This is a genomic window from Dyella mobilis, assembly GCF_016904945.1.
Lineage (GTDB): Bacteria > Pseudomonadota > Gammaproteobacteria > Xanthomonadales > Rhodanobacteraceae > Dyella_B > Dyella_B mobilis.
In genome coordinates this window covers 39800-62358 of the sequence record NZ_JADIKF010000040.1, presented here as the reverse complement: position 1 = coordinate 62358, position 22559 = coordinate 39800, and the positions used below count along the sequence as shown (strand labels likewise).

Genomic DNA, 22559 nt, shown 5'->3' with positions numbered 1-22559 from the left:
GTAATGCTCCAGCTAGTTTGTCAGGAAGAGATTGGGGAGTTACAGGGTGATGGTTCGGCATCCATGCAGCCGCTCGGCGTCAAGGCCGGCACTGCGGCAGCGTTCCAGCAATTTGTTGGATTCGACGATCTGCTTGCTCTCGGGCGTGTATTCCAGTCCGGTGACGAAGCGCATCCACGGTTCCTGGCCCATCGCGTAGACGTAGACCTGGCGACAACCGAATTCTTCGACGATCGACCACGCGCGCTCGCTGTCCGAGCCGGACAGGCGGCGCGAATCGTCGTCCTTGCGATTGACCGGGTTGGTCAGGTAAGGGCTGTACAGCCAGGTCAGCGGCGCGCCGTCGCATTCCATACCGACGAACAGGTGATCGATCTTGCCAAGCCGCTGCGCCAGGCGTCGATAGAGCATGCGATCCTTGCCATCGGAGTCGGCCAGGAACATCAGCCGGCGGCCTTTCAGTTCGATGCACAGGCCGTGCTTGCTGGTGATGTTGAGATCGGCATGCTCGCCATAGAACGGCAGGCTGACGATCCAGCCGTCGGGCAATTCGATGCGGTCCATCGGATCCATCACCGTTACGTTGCGATGGCCAAGCTGGCGCAGCACCAGCTTCATCGACGGGTCGACCACGCTGGTGACGTTGTTGCGTGGAATCAGGAACGCGCCTACGCGATTGCGCAGTTGCAGCAGCACCTCGATGCTGAAGTGGTCCTGGTGATTGTGGGTGAAGAAGACATAGTCGATGTGATCGGGCAGGTCGTGGAAGGTCAAGCGGCCTTCGGCATCGTCGTGGTCCCAGGTCAGGAAGGGATCGACCAGCACGCTCACTTCGGAACTCTGCACCAGTACGCAGGCGTGGCCGAAATAGCGCACGCGCACACCGTCGCCGTCGTAATCCGGGGTGTTGCGCGGTGTGGGCCCGTCGCTGAAATAACTGCGCAGGCGCGCCCTGGCTGCGTCGTCGCGAATGCCGAATGCATCGGCCACGCCTTGAAAACTCACCGGCCGGATGCGGCTGGCCGAGATCAGGTCGAAGCGCTCGTCGCCGAACGGCGAAGGCAGGATCATGCGTTCGGCGCTAGGCAGGCGCGGCGTGTTCAAAAAGAAGTTGCGCGCGGTGTCGGCGCCTTTGCTGAAAGCCAGCTCCTGCGGCGGCACCTGGAAAAATGCGTCGTCGCAGGCGAGTTCTTCCAGCAGGCGCAGCGATACGTGATTGTTGGGGTCGTACGTGGCTTCCACGTAGCCGGCCAGCGATTCCGGCAGCTTGGCGTAGAGATGATCCAGGCTGAAGCCGGTTTCGCTCTTCTGCAACTGGCGATCCAGCTTGATCAGGTCGTCGGCAAAACCAAGCAGGCCGGCGCCGCGTTGCAGCGTGTCCTGCAACAGGCTGCGTACGCCGCCTACGTCGCTCTGTTTCAATTCGAGGAACGAGCCGCCCAGCATCTTGGGGTTTTTCGAAGCGGCTTCGTGCACGCCGGGATTGGCAATGAACGAGCGCAGCATCGGCAGCTGCCGGTAGGCGAGATTGAGCGCCTGCTGCATCGGCGATACCAGGTGGCTCCAGGCATACCAGCCGAACACCAGCGGTTCGAGCTTGGTATCGCTGGCAAGAAACACGGGGTCTTTCAGGTCGGGCGCGTTCACGTCGTCTCCAGGCTCGCGTTGGAATTCAGGTTCTCGCTCAACACGCAACCGATGGACGCACGGTATTGCTGGTTGAGCATATTGAAGTGGGTCGTGGTGATATCGTGAACGTGCAACGTGCCCGTCACGTGGGCGGACCAGGTGTCGACCGGCGGCGTGTGCATGGCCTCGATCACCTCGGTGGCGCGGAAGAACAGCACGTCGCCACGGAATGTGTCTGGCCGGAAGGCACGTGCCAATGCTTCGCCGCGGCCGAAGGCGCGCAACATGCGTGCGATCGTCTGGCGGTCGGTGCCGGAAAGCCTTCCACCCGCGTGCAGTGCTTCCAATACGTCGAAGGGATCGTCGCCCTGCGGCAGATCGGCAGCATCGTCCACGCCGAAGCTGCCGAGTATTTCCTGGAACAGCGAGTGTCCCAGTTGCTGCAGCTCGGCCTGTTCGCTTGCCTTCATCGGCGCGGCAGTGAAGTGCGCGTCGCGCGGATAGGCATCGATCATCGCCAGCAGGCTGACTTCTTCGCCTTCGGCTTGCAGGCGCGTGGCGATGGCGTGAGCCATCAATCCGCCCAGCGACCAGCCCATCAGCCGATATGGCCCCTGCGGCTGGATCTTGCGCATGTCGGCCACGTGCCGTTCGATCACTGCGTCGAGCGAGGGCGATTCGCCTTCGCCGTCCTGCAGATCGGAGGCATGTAGGCCGTAGACCGGGCAGTCGGCGTCGATGTGGCTGACCAGGCCCGCATACGTCCATGCAAGGTTGCCGCCCGGCGGTACGCAGAACAACGGTGGCTGGTCGCCGCCGCTGCGCAAGGGCAGCAAGGACGGGCGTTGTTGCGGATCACTGAAGCGTGCCGCCAGGGCAGCCACGTTCGGTGTTTCGAACAAAGCGTGGATCGGCATGTCGTTGTGCATGGTCTGGCGGATGCGCCCGGCCAGCTTGATCGCCAACAAGGAATGCCCGCCGAGCTCGAAGAAGTTGTCGTCGATGCCCACGCGCTCCAAACCGAGCACCTCGGCAAACAGCTGCGCCAATACCGATTCTTCCGGCGTGCGTGGCGCCCGCTGCGTCATCGGCTGGAACGACGGCGCCGGCAGTGCCTTGCGGTCGAGCTTGCCGTTGGCATTCAGCGGCAAGGCATCCAGCGCCACGAAGGCGGCGGGAATCATGTAGTCGGGCAGGCGTTGCGCCAGTTGCGTGCGTAACGTTGCGCTGTCCAGTTGCGGTGCGACCACATAGGCCACCAACTGCATGGCACCGTCGCGATCGGCGCGCGCCACCACCACGTTGGGCGTATGCCCCAACTGCGCCAGCGCTGCTTCGATCTCGCCCAGTTCGATGCGCAGGCCGCGCAGCTTCACCTGATGATCGGTGCGGCCCAGGTAGTCCAGCTGTCCGTCGCTGCGCCAGCGCGCCAGGTCGCCGGTGCGATACATCCGTTCGCCCTGCGCGAACGGGTTGGCGATAAAGCGCTCCGCACTCAAGCCCGGGCGACGCAGATAACCGCGCGCCAGGCCGGTACCGGCCAGATACAGCTCGCCCGGCACGCCCGCCGGCACCGGTTGCAAGCGCGCATCCAGTACATAGGTCTGGGTGTTCCAGATCGGTGCGCCGATCGGCACGGCACTGCCGGCGGTTTCGTCGCGGCAGGTCCAGGCGGTGACGTCGATGGCCGCTTCGGTGGGACCGTAGAGATTGTGCAGCGGACGATCCAGTGTCGTGCGCACGCGTTCGCGCAAGGCGCCGGACAGCGCCTCGCCGCTGCACACGATGCGGCGGATGCTGGTGCAGCGTGCGCTGGCCGGATCATCCAGGAACGCTTCCAGCATCGAGGGCACGAAGTGCAGGGTGGTGACGCCTTGTGCTTGGATCAGCTCGGCCAGATAGGCCGGGTTGCGATGCCCGCCCGGCTGCGCCAGGACCAGCCGCGCACCGTGCAGCAGCGGCCAGAAGAACTCCCATACCGAGACGTCGAAGCTGAAGGGTGTCTTCTGCACCACTACGTCGTCGGTTTGAAGGCCGTAGGCGTGCTGCATCCAGGCCAGGCGGTTGACCAGGCCGGCGTGGGTATTGGGCGCCCCCTTGGGCGTACCGGTGGAGCCGGAGGTATAGATCACATAAGCCGGATGCAACGGTGCGAGTGCCGGCGCCGGGTTGGTGTCTGCGGCCGCCGCCAGCATCACGCGCACGGCGGTGTCGTCCAGGTGCCAGCACGGCACGTCGCTGGTGGGAAGGTCGATATCGCTGCGTGAAATCACGCGTCGCGGCTGTGCATCGGCGAGCATGAAGGCGAGGCGTTCGGCCGGGTAATCGCTATCGAGCGGCAAATAGGCGGCACCGACTTTCAACACAGCCAGCAGGGCGACGACCAAGTCCAGCGAACGGGGCAGGGCGATGGCGACGAGGCATTCGGGGCCGGCGCCGTCGGCGATCAGGGCATGGGCGAGGCGGTTGGCGCGAGTGTTGAGTTCGGCGTAGCTGAGCGATGCGTGTTCGAAGGTGGCGGCGATGGCGTCGGGCGTGCGTGCGACTTGTTGTTCGAACAGGGCGGGCACGGTGGCCGACGACACCGTGTGCGCGGTGTCGTTCCAGTCGTGCAGCAGTTGCTGGCGTTCCGTCGTGTCGAGCAGGTCGATGGCCTCGATACGCGTTGACGGATCGTCAGCTACCGCTGCCAGCAAGCGAACCAGGCGCTGACCAAGTTGCTGCGCAGTCGCGTGATCGAACAAATCGATCGCATACATCAAATCCAACTGCATGCCGGCTGCACCGCCATCGGCCCCGTAACGTTCGCCCACGTTGAGGCTGAGGTCGAACTTGGCCATATCCAGTTCGAACGGCTGCATGCTGCACCGGATACCGGGAATTTCCAGCGACGCGGCGGCGTTGTTCTGCATCAGCAGCATCACCTGGAACAAGGGATGGCGCGACGGCGAGCGCGGCGGATTGAGCACGTCCACCAACTGTTCGAATGGCAAATCCTGGTGCTCGTAGGCGGCCAGATCGGTGCGGCGCACGCGAGCCAACAGATCGGTGAAGCGCGGGTTGCCGGATACGTCGGTGCGCAACACCAGTGTGTTGAGGAAGAAACCGATCAGGTTGTCCAGTGCCGCATCGGTACGGCCGGCGATCAGGCTGCCGATCGGAATGTCGGTGCCTGCGCCGTGCCGGCTGAGCAGGCCGGCCAATGCCGCCTGCAACAGCATGAACAAAGTGACGTCGTGTTCGGTTGCCAGCGCCAGCAGGCGGCGATGCCGCTCCGCATCCAGTTCGAACTTCAGGTTGCGGCCGCGATAAGTCGGCGTGGCCGAGCGCGGGCGATCCGCAGGAAGATCGAGCTGTTCGGGCAGGTTCGCCAGCGTGTCGCGCCAGTAGCGAAGCTGCTGCGAAATCACGCTATCCGGATCGGATTCCTCGCCGAGCAGGTGCTGCTGCCACAAGGTGTAATCCGCGTATTGCACGATCAGCGGCGCCCATGCCGGCGCATGGCCGTGCAGGCGTGCGGCATAGGCTTGCGCCAGATCGCGAGCCAATGGCGCCAACGAAGCGCCATCGCCGGCGATGTGGTCCAGCACCAGGGTCAGCACGTGTTCCTGGCCGCCAAGGCGGAACAGTTGCGCACGAAGCGGCGTTTCGCAGGCCAGATCGAACGGCTTTGCCAGGGCTTCGACCAGCAGGCCAGGCAGCGCGGCCTTGCTGACGTCTTGCGGTTCGCACGCAAGGCGTATCTGCGGCAGCACCTGCTGATACGGCGCATCCGAAACCGGGAAGATCGTGCGCAGGCTTTCGTGACGCTCCACCACGTCGTTCAGAGCGGCCTGCAGTGCGGCAGCATTCAGTGCACCTTCCAGGTGCAGCGCCATGGGAATGTTGTAGACCGCATTGGGGCCTTCGAACTGGTGCAGGAACCACAACCGCCGTTGCGCGAACGACAGCGGCAACCGTTCCGGCCGTTCCGCTGCCAGCAGCGGCGGTCGTGCACTGGCGGTTACCGGCAACTGTTGCGCCAACGCCGCGACGGTCGGATTGTCGAACAAGGCGCGAATCGGCACGTCCCGCTGCATGCGTGCGCGGATGCGGCTGACCAACTGCGTGGCCAACAATGAATGCCCGCCCAGTTCGAAGAAGCTGTCGTCGATGCCTACGCGTTCCACGCCAAGCACTTCGGCGAACAGTTCGCACAGGATCTCTTCGCGGGCGTCGCGCGGCGCGCGTGCCTGCGTGCTGCCGAATTCCGGCGCGGGCAGCGCCTTGCGGTCCAGCTTGCCGTTGGTGGTCAACGGCAGCGCATCGAGCGGCACGTACGCGGCGGGCAGCATGTATTCGGGCAACTGGCCGGCCAGCGCCTGGCGCAATGCCGCCGCGTCGAAGGCGTGAGGTTCGGCGGTCACCACGTAAGCCACCAGTTGCACGTGGCCGGGTTGGTCTTCGCGCACGATCACGGCGGCCTGGGCGACGGCCGGCAGGCGCGTCAGCGCGGCATCGATTTCGCCCAGCTCGATACGGAAACCGCGCAACTTGACCTGGCTGTCCGCGCGGCCGACGAAGTCGAGCTGGCCATCGGCACGCCAGCAGGCCAGGTCGCCGCTGCGATAAATGCGGCTGCCGGGCGTACCGAACGGATTGGCCACGAAACGCTCGGCGCTGAGCCCGGCACGTTGCAGGTAGCCGCGCGCCAGGCCCAAGCCTGCGAGATACAGTTCGCCGGGCACGCCGACCGGTGTCGGCTGCAACTGCGCATCCAGCACGTAGACCTGAGTGTTGAGAATCGGGCCGCCGATCGGCGGCGTCTGTGCACCTTGCAGCGCTTCGCTGATGGTGGCGCACACCGTGGTTTCGGTGGGGCCATAGGCGTTGAACATGCGCAGTCGCGAGGACCAGCGTTCCACCAGCGTCGGCGAGCACGCTTCACCCGCCACCACCAGATGCATGCCCGCTGGCAGCGCGTCTTCGGGCAGTACCGCCAGTGCCGCCGGCGGCAGCGTGGCGTGGGTGATCCCATGCGCGGCAATCAGTTCGCTCAAGCCTTCGCCGGGCAGCAATTGATCGGCCGGCGCCAGCACCAGTTGCGCACCGGCCAGCAGCGACATGCATACCTCCCAGAACGCCGCATCGAAACTCGCCGAGGCGAACTGCAACACGCGCGCCTGCGGGGTCAGTGCGAACTGGCGGGTCTGGCTGGCGAGCAGGTTCGGCACGCCTGCATGCGTTACCGCCACGCCCTTGGGCATACCGGTGGAGCCGGAGGTGTACATCACATAGGCAAGGTTTTCCGGCTGCAGCGTGCGCGGTGGCGCGTCGTCCGGATACGTGTCGATCAGCGCGGCATCGTCGTCCAGCAACACCAGACTGCCCCAATGCGAGGGCAATTGTTCGAGCAGGCTGGACTGGGTCAGCAGCACCGGCGCCATGCTTTCGTTGAGGATGTGCGCCAGGCGTTCGGCCGGATGCGCCGGGTCCAGCGGCAGGTAAGCCGCGCCGGCCTTCATGATGCCGAGCAGGCCCACGACCAGTTCGGGCGAGCGTGCTACGCACAGGCCGACCAGCACGTCCGGTCCCACGCCGAGTGTTTGCAGGTGATGCGCCAACTGATTGGCCCGCCGATCCAGCTCGCGATAGCTGAGCCGGCGATCGGCAAAGGCCACCGCCATGGCATCGGGTGCATCCGCCACGCGTCGTTCGAAGAGATCGGGCAAGGTGGCGCGCGGAAGTTCGTGCGCAGTGGCATTCCAATCGTGCAGTACGCGGCGTTCTTCTTCAGCAGGCAGTATGCGCAACGTGCGCAGCGGTTGTTGCGGCGTGTTTTCCAGCGCATCGGCCAACTGCTCCAGTACGTGCCGCACCTGGTCGAATACGCGCTGCGCGCTGACCGGCTGCTGCACTTGCACGCTCAATCCCAATGCGTCGCCGTAATCCTCCACCGAGAGCGCAAAGGGGTAATTGCTGCGGTCCACGCCACTGATGCGCTCGATGCCGTCGGAAGAGGCTTCGGACGGCTCATCGGTGCGCACGTGTGCACGATTGTGGCGATAGTTGAGCAGGGCGCTGAACAGCGGTGCCGGTGCGGCGACGCCGCTGCAACGCTGGGCCAGGGCCAGCGACGCATGTTCGTGGCGCAGGAGCTCGGCCAGGCGCGCATGTGCCGCGCGCACGCTCTGCTCCACCGGCGTGTGGTCTACGTCCAGTCGCAGCGGCAGCGTATTGATGAACACGCCCATGGCGCGGTCGGCGCCTTCGCCGGCGTGCATACGGCCGAACAACACGGTGCCGAACACGACCTGCTCGCGTACGCTGGCGGCAGCCACCACGCGCGCCCAGGCAACGTGGCACAGGCTGGCCAGGCTCACGCCCAATTGCCGTGCGCAAGTGCGCAAGCGGTCATTCAGTGCCTGCGGCAAGTCGCGACGGAGTTCGTCCATGCCGCTGCCGTCGCGATGCACGTCGGTCAGGCCGAATGGCGTGGTCGAGGCGTCGATGTCGCCCAGCATGTCGCGGAAGAAGCGGGTGTGCTCCTCCTGGCTCATACCCAGGCGCGCCTGCGCCACCAGGTTGCGGAACGGTTGCGGCGCGGCCAGTTCGCCGGCGCGGCCTTCGACGATGGCCTGCACCTCGGCGCTGATCGCTTCCACGGTGGAATGATCGCCGAGCAGATGATGCATCATCGTCAGCAACACGCAGCGGCCGTCCGGCTCACGTGCAATGGCGAATTGCAGCAAGGGTGCCTGGGATAGGTCGATGCGATAGGTGCGCGGATCGAAGCGTTCGCTGAGGTAGGCGCTGGCCGTGCCGCTTGCCACGTCGACTTCGATGATCTTCAGGGTCGCCCGGCGCAGCACCACCTGGGCCGGGGTGCTCAGGCCTTCCCATACGAAACCCGTGCGCAGAATGTCGTGGCGATCCACCACCTGCTGGATCGCATCGAGATAGCGGCCCAACAGCGCACGGTCGGTAAAGGCGAGCTGCGACATCGATAGATAGGTGTCGCCCTCGCTGCTCAGCCGGTGATGGAACAGGATGCCGTCCTGCAACGGCGACAAGGCATAGATGTCCTGGATGTTGGCGATGCCGCCTGGTACTTGCGCCAGCAGCCGGTCGATCTCGTGCTGTTGCAGATCGATCAGCGGCAGCATCGCCGGCGTGATGTGCCGCGTTTGCGCCCTGATCGGATTGGCCGGCACCGCCACCTCGCGGTGGCCGCCCAGCGCCACCGCCAGCTCGGCCAGGGTGGGGGCGGCGAACAAGGCGCGCACTTCCACTTGCACTCCTTGGCGGCGCAGGCGTTCCATTAATTGCACGGCCAGCAGCGAATGGCCGCCGAGCGCAAAGAAATTGTCGTGGCGGCTGACCCGTTCCACGCCCAGCAATGCCTGCCACGCTTCGGCCAGCATCGTTTCGGTCTCGCCTTGCGGCGCTGCATAGTGTTCGCGTGCATAGGCATCTTCGTTTGGCACCGGCAGCGCCTTGCGATCGAGCTTGCCGTTGAGTCCGCGCGGAAGCGCGTCGAGCACAACGAACGCGGCTGGCACCATGTAGTCGGGCAGGTTGCGTGCCAGGTGGTCGCGCAGATCCGCGATGAGTCCGGCCGTCATCTCGGTTGCTGCCACATAGGCCACCAGGCGCTTCTGGCCCGGGAGGTCTTCGCGCACCAGTACCGCCGCTTCGCGCACCGCGACGTGCGTGGCCAGTTGCGCTTCGATTTCGCCCGGCTCGATGCGGTGGCCGCGTATCTTTACCTGGCCGTCGGCACGGCCCAGGTATTCCAGTTGACCGTCGGTGCGGTAGCGCACGCGGTCGCCGGTGCGATACATGCGCGCGCCCGCTTCGAACGGATGGGCGACGAAGCGCTCTGCGGTAAGCGCTGCGCGTTGCAGATATCCGCGCGCCAACCCTTCGCCCGAAAGGTACAGCTCGCCGGCGACGCCGACCGCCACCGGCTGCAACGCGCCATCGAGTACATACACGCAGGTGTTGGGGATGGGGCGGCCGATGACGTGGCCGCTATCGTCTGCATGTGTCACCTGCGCCACGGTGGACCACACGGTAGCCTCGGTCGGGCCGTATTCGTTGTACACGGCAGCGTCGGCGAGACCTTCGGCCAGGTGGCGTTCCAGCAGGCCCGCAGGAATCGGTTCGCCGCCCAGCACCACGCGCTGCAAGGAATGCAGTTGCGCGCCATCTGTTTCGAGCGTGCTGCGATAGAGCGCCGGGGCGCTCAGCCATGCCTGTATGCGGTGCCGTTCGACCAGCGCCGCCAGTGCGCGCGGCTCGTGTTCCAGGCCGGGCTCGGGCAGCACCAGGGTGGCGCCGGTGGCCAACGTGTGCAGGATGGCGCCGAGCGAGGCATCGAAAGCCAGCGACGGCAACAGCAGCATGCTGGCGACGTGCGGGTAATGCGTCTCGCGCGCGAGATTCGAATGCACGATCTGCCGATGCGCCACGGCCACGCCCTTGGGCTTGCCGGTGGAGCCGGAGGTGTAGATCACGTATGCCGGATGTGCAGTGTGCAGCGGTCGGCAGCGCTCCTCGTCGCGTGGATCGTGCGTGGCCGCCAATACCAGGGCAGTCTGCACCGAGGGGGTGTCGAGCGCGAGCACGATGCGATCGCCGCCGAGTTCGTCGGCCAGCGCAGCATTGGCGAGCAACGCGCGCGGCTGCGCATCGGCCAGCATCTCGCGCAGGCGTGCGCGCGGATGGTTGACCTCCAAAGGCAGATAGGCGGCGCCGGCCTTCAGTACCGCCAGTAGTGCAATTACACATTCCAGCGAGCGCGGCAGCGCCACCGCCACGATGTCTTCCGGGCCTACGCCGCGTGCGATCAATACGTGGGCCAGGCGATTGGCGCGTTCGTTCAATGCGGCATAGCCGAGGCTTTCTTCGCCGCAGATCACGGCGCTGGTTTCGCCGTGCCGGGCGATGCGCTCTTCCAACCACTGAGTAAGCGTGACATCGGGAACGGGCATGGACGTGGCGTTCCACGTCTCGAGCAATTGCTTGCGTGCGGCAGTGTCGAGCAGGTCGAGCCGGCCCAGTTTTTGCTGCGGCTGCCGTGCGAGCGCGGTGAGAATACGCGTATAGCTTTGGGCGAGATCCTGAATGTCAGCGTCGCCGTAGACGTCGGGGCGGTAGCTGAAACCGAGTTTGATGCGCTCGCCCGGCGCCACCAGCAGGCCCAGCGGATAGTGCGTGCTGTCGCCGCCGTGGTGGCTGTGGAAACCTATGCGCAAGGCCTCGCCCTGCGCCTGTACCGCCGCCGCATCCACCGGGTAGTTTTCGAAGACCATCACGGTGTCGAACAGTTCGCCGTGACCGGCCAGTTGCTGGATTTCGCCCAGGCTGAGGCCGGCATGTTCCAGCAGCTCGGCCTGTTGCCGTTGCAGGCGCAGCAGCAGCTCGCGCAAGGTTTCGTTCGCTTGCAGGCGAAGGCGCAGCGGCAGGGTGTTGATGAACAGGCCGACCATCTGTTCGCTGCCGGCCAGTTCTGCGGGACGATCAGACAGGGTGATGCCGAATACCACATCGTCGCGCCCGGTAAGGCGGCCGAGCAGTACCGCCCATGCAGCCTGTACGAGGGTATTGAGCGTAACGCCGAACTGCCGTGCCTGCTGCTGCAGTTCGGCGCTCAAGTCGGCAGGCAGCCAGGTGACCGAGGTGAGCGGCGTGGCGGCGACGGCTGGAACGTTCGCGACGCGCGTCGGTTCGTCCAGATCCTCCAGTGCGGCACGCCAGGCCGCACGGGCGGCGGTCTTGTCGCGTGCCGCCAGCCAATGCAGGAAATCGCGATAGGGCGTCACGCGCGGCAGGCTGCTCGCATCGCCACCCTGACGGTACAGCTCGAACAGTTCCTGCAACACGATCGGCATCGACCAGCCGTCGAGCAGGATGTGGTGATGGGTAAATACCAGGTGATGGTGCGTGGCGCTTTCGTGCACCAATGCAAAGCGCAGCAGCGGTGCGCGGCTGGGTTCGAAGCGCAGTTGCTGGTCTTCCTGCAGGAAGCGAGCCAGGCCTTCGGCATCCAGGGTCAACTCGCGCCACGGTGTGTCCACCGCGAGCGCAATGGCTTGCACGGGTTGCGGAACACCTTCGTGGATAAACCCTGCACGCAGGTTTGCATGACGTTGCAGCAAGGCTTCCACGGCGTGCCGCAGTGCCAAGGAATCCAGCGGGCCGTCGAAGGTGAACACCAGTTGTTGCACGTAGCTGTCGCGCGCCTGGCGGTCATACAGTGCATGGAACAGAAAGCCTTGCTGCAGCGGCGACAGCGGCAGGATGTCCTGCAACGGCGGCAGCTTCGCTTCGATCGCTTCGATCTGCGCCTGGTCCAGTGTTACCAGCGGCAGGTCGGATGGCGTAAGCAGCTTGCCGCGCGTATCGGCAACGTGTGCCGCGATCGCGCGCAAATGCCGGAACCAGTCTTCGGCCAGTTCGCGTACGGCGTCCTCATCCACTATTTCGCCGGCCCAGTTCCAGGTCGCGCACAGCTCGGGACCGTACGCGCCGTCTTCGGTGATCGCGGTCAGTTCCACCGTGTGCAACAGCGGCTTGGTCGGATGGTCGCCTACGGCTGTGACGCTTGCTTCGCTTGCGATGCTCCAGTCGCCGCCGCCGGTGGCGCCGAAGCGGCCAAGGTAGTTGAACGCCAGTTGCGGCACCGATTGGTCGGCCAGCTCTTCTCTGCCTTCTTGATCCAGATAGCGCAACAGTCCGTAGCCGACGCCCTGGTCGGGCAGGCTGCGCAGTTGTTCCTTGACGCGCTTCAGCGCCGCTTCCGGCGATTGCGCGCCGCACGTGCTCAAGTCGAGTTGCACCGGGAACAGGCTGGTAAACCAACCCACGGTGCGCGACAGGTCGGCACCGTCCACGATCGCTTCGCGGCCGTGGCCTTCCAGGTCGAAACGTACGCGTTCGCTGCTGCCCAGTCCGCGTCGCACGCGCCAGTCGATCACCGCCAGTGCGAATGCCGTAAGCAGTACGTCGTTGATGCGTCCGCCGATGCGTTCGGGCACGCGGGTCAGCAGGCATTGCGTCACTTGCGGGTCGAGCCGCAAGCCCAGGCTGCAGCGCGTGGCGACGGTGTCGCGCGCCGGATCCAGTGCGCGAGTGCCGAGCAGCGCATCGTCGCCGGCATGCATGGCGCGCCACAGCGACAGTTCGTGGCGGCGTTGCGCGCCGGCTTGCGGCAAGTGCAAGGCCCAGTGGCGGAACGACGTGGCAACCGGATCGAGCGAGATCTCGATGCCGCCCAGTGCCGCCTGATATGCCGCCTGCAGATCGGGCAGCAGGATGCGCCAGGAGACGCCGTCCACCGCCAGGTGGTGAATCATCAGCAACAGGCGCGACTTGTCGCCACCGTCGAACCAGACCACGTCCAGCACGCGTCCGTTCGCTGGGTCGAGCCGGTCGCGCGCGGCGCGGGTGTGCTCGCGCATGCGCGAGACGCGCCGCAGTTGCGGCAAGCCCTTCAAGGGTACGCGTTGCAGCAGGTCTGCCGCCTGGATACTGCCTGCATCGCCGATGTGCAGTTCGCGCGCACCGGAAAGGCGCATGCGCAACGTATCGTGGCGATCGATCAGGGCCTGCAATGCCTTCAGCAGCGGCTGTTCTTGCAGCGACGATACCTGCAGCAGCAGCGCCTGGTGATTGCGCTCGTGCGTGCCAGGCTGCTCCAGCAGCCAATGCATGATCGGCGTGGCGGGGAAACTGCCGGTCGGACTGGTGATCGAGGCGCCCGTATCTGTCTCCAGCGGCACGGCGACGCCGGCCAATCCGGCGACGGTCTGCTGCTGGAACACTTGCCGTGCAGATATCGCCAGCCCTTGCTTGCGCACGCGCGAAACCAGCTGGATGGAGCTGATGCTGTCGCCGCCCAGCGAGAAGAAGCTGTCGTCGATGCCAATGTTGGCGAGACCCAGCACGTAGGCAAAGGCCTCGCAAAGACTGCGTTCGATATCGGTGCGTGGCGTACGCGTGCTGGTCGAGGCGAACTCCGGCACCGGCAGGGCGCGCCGATCGAGCTTGCCGTTGACCGTCAACGGAATCGCGTCGACCGGTACGATCGCGGCCGGCAGCATGTAGTCGGGCAGGCGTTCGGCCAATGGCAGGCGCAGTGCGTCGGTATCCAACAGCGCAGCATCGGCGGCAACCGCGTAAGCCACTAGTTGTTTGTGCCCGGGGCGATCCTCGCGCACGATCACGCGCGCCTCGGCGATTTCAGGCAAGGCCGCGAGCGCTGCTTCGATCTCGCCCAGCTCGATGCGGAAGCCGCGGATCTTTACCTGCTCGTCGGCACGGCCGAGGAAATCCAGCACGCCATCCGCACGCCAGCGCGCCAGGTCGCCGGAGCGGTACATGCGCGTGCCCGCTTCGAACGGATTGGCGACGAAGCGCGTGGCCGACAGGCCGGCGCGATGCAGATAGCCGCGCGCCAGCCCGGCACCCGACACATACAATTCGCCTGCCACGCCTGGCGGCGTCGGTTGCAGGGCAGTGTCGAGCACATAGAGTTTCAGGTCCGGCGTGGCGCGGCCGATCAGGCTACCTTCGGCGCGTTCGGCCATGCTGCGATCCAGCGGCATGTAGCTGGCATGCACGGTGGTTTCGGTGATGCCGTACATGTTGATGAGGCGCGGCGCGGTGTCGTCGTGGCGCGCATACCAATCCTGCAGGCGGCGCAGGTCCAGCGCTTCGCCGCCGAAGATCACGTAGCGCAAATCCAGTCGGTCGCCGAGATCCGGTTGTTCGGCATCGGCCTGGATCAGCTGGTAGAACGCCGACGGGGTCTGGTTCAGCACTGTCACCCGTTGTTCGGCGAGCAGGGCAAGGAAATCGCTGGACGAGCGCGATACCACGTGCGGCACGACCACCAGGCGGCCGCCATAGAGCAGCGCGCCCCAGATTTCCCATACCGAGAAGTCGAAGGCGTAGGAGTGGAACAGCGTCCAGGTATCGTGCGCACCGAAACCGAAGTCGCGCTCGCAACTGCCGAACAGGCTCACTACGTTCTGGTGCGAAATGAGCACGCCCTTGGGCTTGCCGGTGGAGCCGGAGGTGTAGATCACATAGGCGTTGTGCTCCGGCCTCGCGCGCGGCGGCGGGTTGCTGGCCTCGCGTGCCGACACGTCCTGCATGTCCAGCGCCAGCCTGGGTACGCGCGAGGGCGGCAGCGCCAGGGTGGAGTGGGCGATCAGTTGCACCGGCTGCGCATCCTCCAGCATGTAGGCGAGACGGTCGGCGGGATAGTCCGGATCCAGCGGCAGATACGCAGCACCGGCCTTGAGCACGGCCAGCACGGCCACGACCAGATCAAGCGAGCGCGGCAAGGCGATGGCTACGCGCTGCTCGGCCTGTACGCCGCGTTCGATCAGTTCGTGCGCCAGGCGATTGGCGCTTGCATTGAGTTCGGCGTAGCTGAGCTGTTGACCCTCGCAGCTCCCGGCGATGGCTTCCGGACACAAGGCGGCTTGGCGCTCGAACCAGCCGTGCAGGGTATCCGCCGCAACGTCGTCAGTCGCAGGCTGCCAGGTATGCAGCAGGTGTCTGCGTTCGGCTTCGTCGAGCAGATCCACCTGGCCGATCGCTTGCGCGGGATCTTCGGCGATGGCCGCGAGCATGCGCTTGAAGCGCTCTGCGATGCCGCGTGCAGTGGCTTCGTCGAACAGGTCCGTGGCGTATTCCAGGTGGCCGAGCAGGCCGGCCGGCGCGCCGGCGGCATCGTGCCGCTCGCCCACGTCCAGGCACAGGTCGAACTTCGCCACCGGCATTTCGAAGCCTTGCTTCACGCAGCGCAATCCCGGGAGTTCAACCTCGGCGCGGCTGGTGTTCTTCAGCACCAGCATCACCTGGAACAAGGGATGGTGAGCCATCGAGCGCACCGGATTGAGCGCGTCCACCAATTGCTCGAACGGCAGGTCCTGGTGCTCATAGGCGGCCAGGTCGGTGCGCCGCACCTGTGCCAGCAAGTCGCTGAAGCGCGGATTGCCCGAGGTATCCGCGCGCAACACCAGGGTGTTGACGAAGAACCCCACCAGGTCTTCCAGCGAAGCATCGATACGGCCGGCGATCGGGCTGCCGATGGCGATATCGGTGCCTGCACCCAGCCGGGTAAGCAGTGCAGCCAATGCCGCGTGCATCAGCATGAACAAAGTCACGTCGTACTGTTTGCACAGCGCGAGCAACTGGCGGTGAAGCGCGGCATCGATCTCGATATCCAGGTGCCGTCCGCGATAACTGGCCACCGGCGGGCGCGGGCGGTCGGCAGACAGGGGCAACTGTTCCGGAAGGTCTGCAAGCTGTCCGCGCCAATAATCGAGCTGGCGTACCGCCAGGCTTTGCGGGTCGTGTTCGTCGCCGAGCAACTGGCGTTGCCACAGTGCGTAATCGGCATATTGCACCGGCAGGTTTTTCCAGCGCGGTGCACGGCCTTCGCGCCGCGCCGCATAGGCTTGCGACAGGTCGCGCGCCAGTGGCGCGAGCGAAGCGCCGTCGCCGGCGATGTGGTGCAAGAGCACCAGCAGGACGTGCCGGTCTTGCGCAAGCCGGAACAGCGTGGCGCGCAGCGGCCATTCGCTGGCCAGCTCGAAGCGGTGCGCGATGGCGGCGTTCAGCCGCGTTTCCAGCTCGGCTTCGTCGATCGCAATGCACGGCAATTCCGGGTGCGCGCTGCTCACGATGTGCTGGCAGGGCGTATCGCCTTCGGGGAACAGGGTGCGCAGGCTTTCGTGACGCTTGAACAGGTCTGCCAGGGCAGCGCGCAAGGCTTCCACGTCCAGATCGCCTTCCAGGCGCAGGGTGAGCGGAATGTTGTAGTGCGCGTTGGCGCCTTCCAACTGGTGCAAAAACCACAGGCGGCGCTGGGCGGAAGAGAGCGGCAGCGGCTCCGGGCGGCGCTGCTTTTTCAGGCGCGGGCGGCGTGCGTAATCCGGATCGAGCTGCGGTGCCAGTTCGGCCACGGTGGGCGCTTCGAACAGCAGGCGAATCGGCAGTTCCATTTTCAGCTTCGAGCGGATCTGTCCGATCAGGCGCACGGCAAGCAGCGAATCGCCGCCCAGTGCGAAGAAGCTGTCGTCGATGCCGACGTGCTCCACGCCGAGCACCTGCGCGTAAAGCTGGCACAGCCAGGCCTCGCGCGGGTTGCGCGGTGCGCGGCTGTCGTGCGCGGCGGCGAAGTCCGGCGCCGGCAGTGCCTTGCGATCCAGTTTGCCGTTCGGTGTGAGCGGCAGTGCCTCCAGCGGAACGATGGCTGCGGGCACGGCGTGTTCGGGCAGTACGTCGGCCAATTGTGCGCGCAGTGCGTGGGTATCCAGCCCAGTGCCGACCACGTAGGCCACCAGCTGTTTTTGGCCGACGCGGTCTTCGCGCGCGATCACGGCGTTGTGCGCCACGCCAAGCTGTATCAGCGCCGCTTCGATCTCGCCGAGCTCGATACGGAAGCCGCGGATCTTTACCTGGTGGTCGATGCGACCCAAATAGTCGAGCTTGCCGTCGCTGCGCCAGCGCACCAGGTCGCCGGTGCGATACATGCGCCGGCCCAGCGTGAACGGATTGGCGACAAAGCGTTCGGCGGTCAGCGCCGGGCGCGCCAGATATCCGCGTGCCAGACCTTCGCCGGCGATATACAGCTCGCCCGGCACGCCCGGCGGCAGCGGACGCAGCGCATCGTCCAGCACGTAAAGCTGGGTGTTCCAGATCGGTGCGCCGATCGGAATGGACGGCCAATCGCTTACGTCGCCTTGGATCTCGAACGTCGCGCAGCCTACCGTGGTCTCGGTGGGACCGAAATGATTGATCAAGCGCACGCGCGGATAATGCTGCTGCCAAAATGCGACATCGGCCGGCACCATCGGCTCGCCGCCAGTCATCAGGCATTGCGTGGGACTTTCGGCGGCGCTGTCGGCCAGTTGCTGATTGAGCAGTTTCAAATGCGAAGGGGTGAGCTTGAGCAGGCTGTACGGTGCATCATTGGGCGCGCCGCGGCCCAGGCGATCGACTTCTTCGCCGGTCGGAAGCACGGTCAGCGGCTGGCCAGACAACAACGCGCCGAATACGGTGGTGACACCGGCGTCGAAGCTGATCGAAAACACTGTCGCCGAGCCGCCGCTCAGGTGTGCGTAATAGGCCTGGCGGTCCCAGCGCAGATAGTTGGCCAGCGCATGGTGCGGCACCATCACGCCCTTCGGGCGGCCGGTGGAGCCGGAGGTGTAGATCACGTAGGCCGGATGTTGCGGCTGCAGCGCCGCGTGGCGTTCGGTGTCGACCGGATTGGCCGCGGCCAGCGCGGCCAGCGACCGTTGCACGCCGGGTTCATCCAGGCAGCAAAGCGGCAGGTCGGCAGGAAGGACCTCGCTCACGCTGCGATGTGTCAGTGCGCACAACGGTGCGGCGTCTTCGATCATCAAGGCCAGCCGCTCAGGCGGATAGGCCGGATCCAGCGGCAAGTACGCGGCGCCGGATTTGAGTACGGCCAGCAAGGCCACGAACAGGTCCAGCGAGCGCGGCAAGGCGACGGCTATCCGCCGTTCGGGTCCCGCGCCAAGTGCGATCAGGTGTCGCGCCAGCCGGTTCGCGCGTGCATTCAATTCGCCATAGCTCAGCGATTGGTCTTCGCAGATCAGCGCGATGCCATCGGCGTGTTCGCTGGCCACCGCTTCGAACAGGCTGACCAGCGTGGTGTCGGCCAGCGGCTGTGTGGTGGCATTCCACGTGCGCAGCACCTGTTCGCGCTCATCGTCGCCGAGCAGGTCGATGCTGCCGGCGGTTTGCTCCAGGTTGTCGGCAAATGCCTGCAGGATGCGCTCGTAGCGCGCGGCAATGCGCTTTACCTCCGGCTCGGCGAAGATATCGGGCCGGTGGCTGAAGCTCACCGTAAAGCGCTGTCCCGGGGCAATCACCAGGCTGAGCGGGTAATGCGACACATCGCCGCCGCAGTGGCTGTGCATGCGGCTGCGCAGTTCCTCGCCGTCGGCATAGGCGGCATGCGCATCGGCCGGGTCGATCGGGAAATTCTCGAACGTGACGCGCGTGTCGAACAATTCGCCCACGCCGGCCAGGCGATGGATGTCGGCCAGGCCCAGGTATTGGTAATCGAGCGTGGCCGATTGTTGCGTGCGCAATTGTTGCAGCAGTTCGCGCAGCGAATCGCCCTGGCGCAGGGAGACGCGCACCGGCAGCGTGTTGATCAGCAGGCCCAGCATGTTTTCCACGCCGGGCAGGTCGGCCGGGCGGCCGGAGACGGTGGTGCCGAACACTACGTCGTCGCGACGCGCGTGACGCCCCAGCAGGATCGCCCATGCCGCCTGGAAAATAGTGTTGATGGTGACACCGGCATCGCGTGCCTGGCGGGTCAGGCGTTCGCTCAGCGCTTCCGCCAGCACGTGACGGTAGACCGCCGGTGTGCTGGTGCCGCCGCTGCGAGGTGCCAGCCGGGTCGGTTCGTCGATATCCGCCAGCAGCGTTTTCCACGCGTTCTGCGCCGCCTGCTTGTCGCGCGCATTGAGCCAGCCGAGGTAATCCTTGTAGGCGGCTACGCGCGGCAGCGCATCCTGGTTGCCGTGGCTTCGGTATAGCGCGAACAGTTCGTTCAGCAGGATCGGGATGGACCAGCCGTCCAGCAGGATGTGGTGATGGGTGAAGATCAATCGATGATGGCGTTCGCCCAGCCGCACCAGTACGAAACGCAGCAGCGGTGCGCGGCTTACGTCGAAGCGCTGCTGCTGGTCTTCGTGCAGCAGTTGCTGATAGGCGGCCTCGCGTTCGCTTTCCGGCAGCGCGGAGATATCCAGCTCGCGCCACGGCAGTTCCACCGTGCGCAGCACCAGTTGTACCGGTTCCTTCACCTTTTCGTAGACGAAGGCCGCGCGCAAGTTGGCATGCCGTTGCAGCAGGGCATCGGTGGCGATGCGCAAGGCCGCAGGATCGAGCGGGCCGTCCAGCTCGAAGGCCATTTGCACCACGTAGCTGTCCTGCACGTCCGCGTCATACAGCGCATGGAACAGAAAGCCCTGCTGCAACGGGGACAGCGGCAGGATGTCTTCAATTTTCTGGTTCTGCATAAAGCGACTCCAGGAATTCGATATCGTTTTGATCCAGCGAAACCATCGGCACGTCCGAGGGCGTCAGGGCCACGCCGTCGGCGGCGATGGCATAGGCGGCTACGCGACGCAGCACGGCGAACCAGGTTTCGGCCAGGGTGTGTATGGCGGTTTCTTCCAGGACGGCGTCGGCCCACATCCAGTTCGCGCACAGTTGCGGACCATCGGTGCCGTCTTCGACCAGGGCGCTCAGCTCCAGCACGTGCGGCAGGGCCTGCATGTCGTCGCCGCCGCCGCCGAAGCCGTTGCCTTCGCCGTCTCCCGCGGTGGCGAAGCGGCCGAGGTAGTTGAAGCCGATCTGGCGCGCCGGCTGTGCGGCGAGTGCGGCGCGGCCAAGCGGGTCGAGATAGCGCAGCAAGCCATAGCCGATGCCGCGATCCGGCAACTGGCGCAGTTGTTCCTTGACCTGCTTGAGCACGCGCTCCATTACCTCGTCGTCGTGCATGGCGGCGGCAGGATCCAGTTGCGACACATCCAGTTGCAACGGGAACAGGCTGGTGAACCAGCCGACCGTGCGCGAGAGGTCGGTGCCGGAAACGATGGCTTCGCGGCCATGGCCTTCCAGGTCGAAGCGCACGCATTCAGCGTGGCCAAGGCCCTGTCGGTGACGCCAATCGATCACGGCCAGCGCGAAGGCGGCCAGCAGCACGTCGTTGATCTGTCCGCCGATGCGCTGCGGTGCCAGGGTAAGCAGGCAGTGCGTGGTCTGTGCATCCAGGCGCAGGGACAGGCTGCGCAAGCTGGCGAAGGTGTCGCACGCAGGATCCAGCGCGCGCTGGCCCAGTCGTGGATCGTCGCCGTCGAACATCGCCTGCCACAAGGGCAGCTCGTCGTGGCGGCGCGCGGCGGCTTCAGGCAATTGCATTGCCCAGTGCCGGAACGAGGTGGGGACCGGTTCGAGCACCACGGGGCGGCCGGCTGCAACAGCCTGGCAGGCCGCTTGCAGGTCCGGCAGCAGGATGCGCCACGAGACGCCGTCCACCACCAGGTGATGGATCATCACCAGCAGCAGGGACTGCGCATCGTCATCGAAGCTGATCACCTGCAGCAGTCTTCCGTCGGCCAGGCTCAGGCGGTTGCGTGCGGTGACCGCCTGTTCGCGCATGCAAGCCTGGCGAGCCTCGTCGCTCAAGCCGCGCAGAGACACGCTGTGCACCAGCGTATCCGCGGACACGTTGCCAGCCTCCTCGATCAGGCATTGCCGCGCACCGGTCACCCGCATGCGTAAGGCATCGTGATGGTCGAGCAGGGCTTGCACCGCCTGCACCAGATCCGCACGCGGCATGGGCGGTATGGCCAGCGGCATCGACTGGTGGAACGCATCGAGCGGTCCTTGCTGGTCGAACAGCCAATGCATGATCGGCGTAGCAGGCAAGCTGCCGCTGGCTGCGTGTTGGGGCGTTGCCGCCGCATCGGCGAGCGGTTTGGCCACTGTGGCCAGCCGATGCACGGTCTGGTGCTGGAACACGTCGCCCACGCTCAGCTGCAGGCCGGCCTTGCGTGCGCGGCTGACCAGTTGGATCGCACCAATACTGTCGCCGCCGAGGTTGAAGAAGTTGTCGTCGACGCCGACCTGAGGCAGACCGAGTACCTCGGCAAACAATCCGCACAGCAGCGTTTCCAGTTCGCCTTGCGGCAAGCGCGTGCTGGTCGAGGCGAACGTGGGTGTGGGCAGGGCCTTGCGATCGAGCTTGCCATTGGCGGTCAGCGGCAACTGGTCCAGCGTGACGATCGCCGCCGGCACCATGTAGTCCGGCAGGCTCGCAGCCAGGGCGGTGCGCAAGGCGTCCGGATCGATGGCGTGCCCGGGCGCTGCGACCAGATAGGCCACCAACTGCTTGTGGCCCGGCTGATCCTGGCGTGCGACCACCGCAGCCTGGATCACACCGGCCTGCTTGCGCAGGGCGGTTTCGATGTCGCCCAGTTCGATGCGGAAGCCACGGATCTTTACCTGGTGATCGCTGCGGCCTTCGAATACCAGCACGCCGTCGTTACGCCAGCGCGCCACGTCGCTGGTGCGATACATGCGGCTGCCGGGCGGACCGAAGGGATCGGCTACGAAGCGTTCCGCACTGAGCGCCGCGCGCCGCAGATAGCCGCGCGCCAGGCCGCTGCCTGCGATGTACAGCTCGCCCGCCACGCCGGCCGGCACCGGTTGCAAGGCCTGATCGAGGACATAGAGCCGGGTGTTGTCCAGCGGCCTGCCGATCGGTACGCCGGCATCTTCGGCGAAGGGTGCGCGCAGTACGTGGTTGGTGGCAAAGGTGGTGGTTTCGGTCGGGCCGTAACCGTTCACCACGCGCAGATGCGGATGCTGTGCGAGCAGACGCCGGATGTGCGCGGGCGACAGCACGTCGCCGCCGGCCAGCACCTGCTGCACGTGGGCGAATGCATCGCTGCATTCGTCCACCATCAGGTGGAACAGCCCCGCGGTCAGCCACAGGCTGGTGACGCGATGCTCCAGCATTGCCTGGCGCAATACGTGGATATCGGTCTTGCCCGGCGGCGCAACCACGATTTGCCGGCCACTCAGCAGCGGCGCCCAGATTTCATAGGTGGAGGCGTCGAAGGCTTGCGGCGAGTGCAGCAGCACGCGTTGCTGGCAGTCGTCCTGCCAGCGGCGGTCCAATGCCAGTTCGACCACGTTGCGATGAGTGACCGCAATGCCCTTGGGCACGCCGGTGGAACCGGAGGTATACATCACATAGGCGAGGTGGTCGGGCTGCACGTTCAACGCGGGCGGCGATGCCGGTTGCGCGGCGATGGCATCGGCTTCCTCGTCCAGCCACAGCACGTGACCGTCGAACACCGGTAAGCGCGCGCGCAGCG

At 65.7% G+C, this 22559-nt stretch carries 3 protein-coding genes (1 of these 3 cut by a window edge); all 3 read right to left on the bottom strand.

Features of this window, described 5'->3' with window-relative positions:
* Positions 1 to 39: 39 nt before the first annotated feature.
* Tightly spaced (each overlapping or abutting the next), the 3 genes in view from ISS99_RS16385 to ISS99_RS23540 form a layout consistent with a single transcriptional unit that may run on beyond the window.
* Positions 40 to 1647: an MBL fold metallo-hydrolase gene (locus ISS99_RS16385; RefSeq protein WP_204632712.1), complete on the bottom strand. Its 1608-nt coding sequence runs from the start codon at positions 1645 to 1647 to the stop codon at positions 40 to 42.
* Positions 1644 to 19691 carry a non-ribosomal peptide synthase/polyketide synthase gene (locus ISS99_RS23545; protein ID WP_204632711.1) on the bottom strand — a complete coding sequence of 6016 codons (18048 nt, stop codon included), beginning with the start codon at positions 19689 to 19691 and terminating at the stop codon, positions 1644 to 1646. The genes ISS99_RS16385 and ISS99_RS23545 overlap by 4 nt, the downstream gene beginning before the upstream one ends.
* Positions 19672 to 22559, bottom strand: partial view of a non-ribosomal peptide synthase/polyketide synthase gene (locus ISS99_RS23540; protein ID WP_204632710.1) — the 3' portion only. 24703 nt of this gene lie beyond the right edge of the window; 2888 of the gene's 27591 nt are visible here — the last part of the coding sequence; the start codon falls outside the window, past its right edge — the gene reads right to left on this strand; its stop codon occupies positions 19672 to 19674. Before ISS99_RS23540 ends, ISS99_RS23545 begins: the two co-directional genes overlap by 20 nt.